The organism is uncultured Campylobacter sp., from assembly GCF_938018145.1.
GTDB lineage: Bacteria > Campylobacterota > Campylobacteria > Campylobacterales > Campylobacteraceae > Campylobacter_A.
The window spans coordinates 1-6,126 of sequence record NZ_CALIII010000433.1 but is presented as its reverse complement, the minus strand read 5'-3'; the positions used below and the strand labels follow the sequence as shown (position 1 = coordinate 6,126).

The 6,126-nt window shown below is 50.7% G+C and carries 4 protein-coding genes and 1 pseudogene; 4 read left to right on the top strand and 1 reads right to left on the bottom strand.

Features of this window, described 5'->3' with window-relative positions:
* Window positions 1–306, top strand: a pseudogene (locus Q0338_RS10200) (hypothetical protein); the annotation flags it as partial.
* A gap of 312 nt (window positions 307–618) precedes the next feature.
* Here Q0338_RS10200 and rho read toward each other — a convergent pair.
* A complete protein-coding gene (gene rho, locus Q0338_RS10195) occupies window positions 619–1,965 on the bottom strand; it encodes a transcription termination factor Rho (protein WP_002951472.1) in 1,347 nt (448 codons plus the stop codon).
* 141 nt (window positions 1,966–2,106) lie between these two features.
* On the opposite strand from rho, the gene Q0338_RS10190 reads away from it, so the two are divergent.
* From Q0338_RS10190 to ccoS, 3 genes are all read left to right on the top strand, one after another.
* Window positions 2,107–3,216: a cation diffusion facilitator family transporter gene (locus tag Q0338_RS10190; RefSeq protein WP_298086627.1), complete on the top strand. Its 1,110-nt coding sequence runs from the start codon at window positions 2,107–2,109 to the stop codon at window positions 3,214–3,216.
* A gap of 256 nt (window positions 3,217–3,472) precedes the next feature.
* Window positions 3,473–5,875 (top strand): heavy metal translocating P-type ATPase, encoded by a 2,403-nt coding sequence (locus tag Q0338_RS10185; protein ID WP_298086626.1) that lies wholly within the window; start codon window positions 3,473–3,475, stop codon window positions 5,873–5,875.
* Entirely contained in the window at window positions 5,872–6,084 is a 213-nt protein-coding gene (gene ccoS / locus Q0338_RS10180) for a cbb3-type cytochrome oxidase assembly protein CcoS (protein ID WP_002949952.1), read from the top strand. Before Q0338_RS10185 ends, ccoS begins: the two co-directional genes overlap by 4 nt.
* Window positions 6,085–6,126 lie beyond the last annotated feature (42 nt).

Sequence of the window (6,126 nt, the reverse complement as noted above, 5' to 3'; positions counted from 1 at the left end):
CTTATCATAAAATATCCGTATGCTATCATAGAGGAAAAGCCTAATATAAAAACCGTATTTGATAAGATAATAGGCATGGGATTTAACTACGGCGGACTAATCAAAGATAGAAGTACCGGTAAGATACTAGCCGACAATATATACATCTACGAATCTTATCACTCTTGGCTAATCCAGGCTATCACGGATGCTCTAGGGCCGGAGTCCGGCGGTCCGTTTTGGATGTGTAATAAAAACGAGACCACTTGGATACAAGACTGCAATCAAAAGATGATAGAGGAATTCTTTAAAGGCGCTGAGCGGTAAAATTTGCAAATCTGTCGCAGCGATAGAAGAGGGGCGGCGTGCTCGGTAGCGCAGTAAAATTTAAACAAAAAGCAAAGCGTGCATAAAGCGGTTAATCTCGTAAATTTAGCGTAAGATGTGAGAAGCGGCGGATAGCAAAAGATAAGCAAATTTGAAAAGCCGCGTTAAATTTTGGCACTAAAATAGCCGTCGCTGGCATAAATTTAAGCGGCGACGGTTTGTAAATTTATAAAATTTAGAGCATTTTAAAGTAGATCGGCGAGCCGCGAACGACTCGCGCAAGGGCTAAATTTATCTAAAAACGCAACTTCACTATTCGTTAAGGATTGAAAGCAACTCTTTATTGTCCTTGGTTTTTAGCATCTTGGCGTATAAAAACTTAAGCGCCTCTACGTCGTCCATCGTAGCGATCGCCGAGCGGATAGCCCAGATCTTTTGCAGTTCGTCCGGTTTTTGCAGTAGTTCTTCTTTTCTGGTGCCTGATTTTAGTACGTTGATGGCCGGGTAAATTCGGCGGTCGGAGATGTTGCGATCTAGTACGATTTCGCTGTTGCCCGTGCCTTTAAACTCCTCGAAAATAACCTCGTCCATACGCGAGCCCGTGTCGATGAGCGCAGTGGCGATGATGGTGAGGCTGCCGCCGTGTTCGATGTTTCTCGCCGCGCCGAAAAAGCGTTTCGGCTTGTGCAGGGCGTTTGCGTCCACGCCGCCGGTTAGCACCTTGCCGCTTGGCGGAGTTACGGTGTTATACGCGCGCGCTAGGCGGGTAATGCTATCTAGCAGGATGATGACGTCTTTGCCCATTTCTACGAGGCGTTTGGCCTTTTCGATGACGAGTTCGGCGACGCGCACGTGGTTCATCGCAGGTAGGTCAAACGTCGAGCTAAACACTTCGCCCTTTACGCAGCGCTGCATGTCGGTAACCTCCTCGGGACGCTCGTCCACGAGTAGCACCATGAGATGCGACTCGGGGTGGTTGCGCGCGATACCGTGAGCTAGCTCTTTCATGAGCTCGGTTTTACCGCTTCTAGGAGGTGCGACGATGAGGCCGCGCTGACCCTTGCCAAGAGGGGTAAAGAGATCGAGCACGCGGCCCGTTAGCTTCATAGGATCATACTCGAGGCGAAGTTTTTCCGTCGGGAAAAGCGGAGTTAGGTTGTCAAATAGCGGGCGCTCCTTGGCCTCGATTAGCGGCATATAGTTTAGCGCTTCGATTTTTAGCAGGGCGTAGTATTTTTCCTGATCTTTTGGTTCGCGCACTTGACCCGTCACGATGTCGCCCACGCGCAGGGCAAATTTGCGAATTTGAGAGTTTGAGACGTAGGCGTCGTTTGAGCTGTCGCTGAGGTTTGCATCTACCGAGCGCAAAAAGCCGTAGCCCTCGCTCGTGATCTCTAAAATACCCGTGAAAAGTATAAATCCGCCTTGTTTTGTTTGGGTTTTTAGGATCTCAAATATCAAATCTTGTCTGCGAAATTCGCGCGGATTCTCGACGCCTACGCTGTTTGCGATAGCGATGAGCTCCTCTAGGCTAAGAGTTCTTAGCTCTTCGATTTTGTGTCCGTCGACGGGGATGTGAGTGCGCGAGTTTTGGTGTTTTTTCGTGGTTTTTTGACTTTCCTGCGCAGAATTTGCAGGCTGGGTCGCGTTATTTTCCATTGTGTCCTCTTTAAAATTACGGAATAATTTTGTAGATAAATTTAAGTTTCAAAAGAAGTTTTGAAAGTCGCATTTTATAAAATTTTGGCTTTGATGTCAAGAAGTGATATAATCTCGCCAAAAATGAAAAGGAATATCAAAATGATGGATTTTAAAGACGGCAAGCGCGAAAAAACGATAATAAAAACCGCGCTTATCGGCATAGTTACAAATTTTTTCTTAGCCGCGGCGAAAATTTTTATCGCCATGGTCTCAAACTCGGTCGCGCTGATATCAGATGCCGTAAATAACCTTAGCGATGCAGGCTCAAGTATCATCACGATATTTGGCTCAAAACTAGCTAGCAAGATGCCCGACGAAGACCACCCCTACGGCTACGGCAGGACCGAGTATATCGGCGGTCTTATCGTTTCGGTCATCGTGCTGATGCTGGGATTTCAGTTTCTAAAAACTTCGGTCGAAAATATCTTCGCGCCCGAGCCCACCAGCTTTACGATGCCGTTTTTGGCGTTTTTGTTTTGCGCGATATTCGTCAAATTTGCGCTCGGCTTTTACTATAAAAAGATCGGCAAACAGACCAAATCTATCTCGCTTAGAGCCGTCGGCCAGGAGGCTCTGGGCGATGCGATCATCTCGTGCGTGATCCTCGTCTCTGCTGCGCTGTCGTACTTCGCCGATATCCAGATAGACGGCTACGCGGGCGCTTTGGCGTCGCTTTTTATTATCGTAAACGGCGTACTTTTGATAAAAGAAACCTTCGATAAAATCATCGGTCAGCGCGTCGAAAAAGAGATCAGCGACGAAATTTACGCCGCCGTAAATCGCTGCGAGATCGTGCGCGGCGCATACGACCTGATCCTTCACAACTACGGCGCGCAGCGATACGTGGGCTCGGTGAACGTCGAGATAGACGAGCATTTGCCCCTTAGCGAGGTTTCGCAGAGGCTAAACGAGCTTCAAATCGAGATTTATAAAATTTACAGGATTTATCTGGTTTTTGGCGTTTATAGCGTAAATTTGGGGCAGGACGAGAGCCGCGCCTGCGTGGCAAATTTGCTCTCGGAGTTTAGCAGCGTGCGCGGATTTCACGCGTTTTTCATCGATAGCAAGAAAAAGAGCGTGAGGTTTGACGTAGTGGTTGATTTTGGAGAGAAAAATCTGGGCGAACTGCGCACCCAGATCGAGCGTAAAGTTGCGCTAAGCTTTCCTGGGTATAAAATTTTCATCGTGATAGATAGGGAGTTTGCGTGAGAAGTCGCTATTTTTTCGCCAAATTTGAGGTTAAAATTTAAGGGTATTTTGCATAATTTAACTAGCGTTTTCAAGGTGCTGGTCTCGGCCAAATCCGGTCAAATTTATGGGGGTATTTTGACGCGAGCAAAATCTGTCAAATTTGTCGTCAAATTCGGACGCAAGCGAAATCCGCGCCAAAGCCAGCAAAATCAAGCGAGGCTTTAGAAATTTTACGTATAATCTAAAATCTTAAAACGAAAGAAAAAAGTAATCGATGGGCAAATTTAAGTGCGCGCATTGCAGGGGCGAATTTGAGCGCGAGGCGCTGATAGAGCGCGGCGGGGAGCTGTTTTGCTGCGAGGGGTGCGCGGGAGTTTACGAGATACTTAACGCAAGCGGGCTTGGCGAGTTTTACGAAAGGCTTGGCAAAACTACGCTAAATCCCGCCCTAAGCGCGAAAAACGCGGCGCAAAAGTCGCAAGAGGACCTCGCGGCTATTTATCAAAACTACGTCAAAAACGAGAACGGATTTAACAAAATCTCGCTCATCATCGAGGGTATCCACTGCTCGGCATGCATCTGGCTAAACGAGAAGGTTTTATTTGCGCAGAAGGGAATTTTAGAGGTAAATATAAACTCGGTTAATAACAAAGCCCTCATCGTCTGGGACGAAAACGAGGTAAATTTGGCTCAAATTTTCGCCCTCATCCGCTCCATCGGCTTTGAACCCTACCCATACGACGCGCAGGCTCAGGAGCACAGACTCGCGGGGCAGAGGCGCGAATTTTACGCGAGGCTGCTTGTCGGGATATTTTGCACGATGAACATCATGTGGCTGGCCGTCGCGCAGTACGGCGGCTACTTCACGGGCATGCGCGCCGACGTGCGCTCTATCATAAATTTCGCCGAATTTATCCTCGCTACGCCGGTGCTTTTTTACACGGGAAGCGGGTTTTTTAGGGGCGCTTGGAGCGCGCTAAAAAACAAAACGCAAAACATGGATAGCCTCATCGTCACGGGCACGCTAGCAGCTTACATTTTCTCGATCTACGCGATGTTTTCTAGGCGAGGCGAGACGTATTTTGACTCGGTTGCGATGATAATCACTTTCGTATTTATCGGCAAATATCTGGAAATTTTAAGCAAGAAAAAGGCCGCCGACACGCTCGATAACCTAAACTCGTTAAATTTAAACTCCGTTAGCGTCAAAAACGGCGACGAAATAACCCTAAAAAGCGCGCAGGAGGTGCGTGTGGGCGAACTCGTGGTAGTGAGAGTCGGCGAGCGCGTGCTACTTGACGGCGTCGTTATCAGCGGCGCGGCGAGCTTTGATCTCTCTAGCCTTAGCGGCGAGAGCGCGCCTGCGTATCTGAGCGCGAAAGATGGCGAAAACGAGATAAAAAGCGGCTCCGTGTGCGTGGACGGCACGCTGGTTTATGAGGTCGGCGCCGTCTTTAGCGAGTCGGTGCTAGCCCGTATCATAAACCTGCTAGAAACCGCCGCAGCCAAAAAGCCTAAAATCCAGGCACTCGCAGACGCTATCGCGGCGAGGTTTTCGGCCGCTATCACGGCGCTGGCGCTAGCGACGTTTGCGTTTTGGTTCTGGCGCACGGGCGAGCTCTCCGCCGCGCTCATCGTCGCGATCTCGGTCGTGGTGATCTCGTGTCCCTGCGCGCTGGGACTTGCTACGCCCGTTAGTACGCTCGTTGCGCTTGGGGCGGGCTTTAGGCGCGGGATACTTTTTAAAGAAGCGCGCATCATCGAAAGCCTCGCCAAATGTGACATGGCCGTGTTTGATAAGACCGGCACGCTCACCTCGGGGCGACTTAAAGTGAGTAAATTTACGCACGCGGGCAAATTTGACGCAAGCGCGCTTTTTTCGCTAGTTAGCGGCTCGGATCATCCCGTTAGCCGCGCCGTGGGCGAGTATCTGCGCGCAAATTTTAGTGATTTAAAACTTTTAGAGTTAAGCGGCTTTGAAAACATCGCAGCACGCGGCACGCAGGCTAAATTTGACGGCATAAATCTAGCCGGCGGGAGCGAGAAATTTATGCGAGAGCTAGGGCTTTATAGCGGCGAATCGGTGCGCGGGACTTGCTATTTTTTTGCCGTGGACGGCGAGATAACGGCGGCATTTGAGCTAGAAGAGAGCCTAAAAGATGGCGCCAAAGAGTGCGTAGCCGCGCTAAAAAACGCGGGCATGCGCGTTGCAATGCTAACCGGCGATAACGAATATGCCGCAAAGCGCGTGGCAGAGGGGCTAGGCATCGATGAAACGGCCGCAAACGCTCTGCCTACGGACAAGGCCGCCTACGTAGAGAGACTGGCGCAGCAAGGGCGAAACGTGCTGATGGTGGGCGACGGGATCAACGACGCCGCCGCGCTCGCGCTCTCAAGCGTGGCCGTGTGCATGGGTAGCGGAGCGGCCGTGAGTATCGCAAAAAGCGACGTCGTGCTGATGAGAGACGACCCCGCCTCGCTCGCGGCTGCGGTCAGGCTCGCTCGCAGGACCTACCGCATCGTGCGGCAAAATTTGGCCTTTTCGCTCGTTTATAACGCCGTGACGATACCGTTAGCGATGGCCGGCTACGTCGCGCCTGCAGTAGCCGCTCTCTCGATGTCGCTAAGCTCGGTCGCGGTCGTGCTAAACGCGATGCGGGCTAGGAGCGAGCGATGAGCGGGGCGGTCGTGGCGATGATGATCGGGGTTTCTACGCTGCTTGGCGCGTGCGGGCTGGCGGCGCTGCTGTGGGGGCTTAAAACCAGGCAGTTTGACGACGAGCGAAAGTTTTTGGACGGGACGAAATTTGACGACGAAGACGCGCTAAACGACGCCTACGAGCTGGAGCTTCGCCGTAAAGAAAAAGGCTATAAGCCGCCTGAGTGAGAATTGGCTCAAATTTGGGTTTAAGCGCGGCGAAATTTTGCG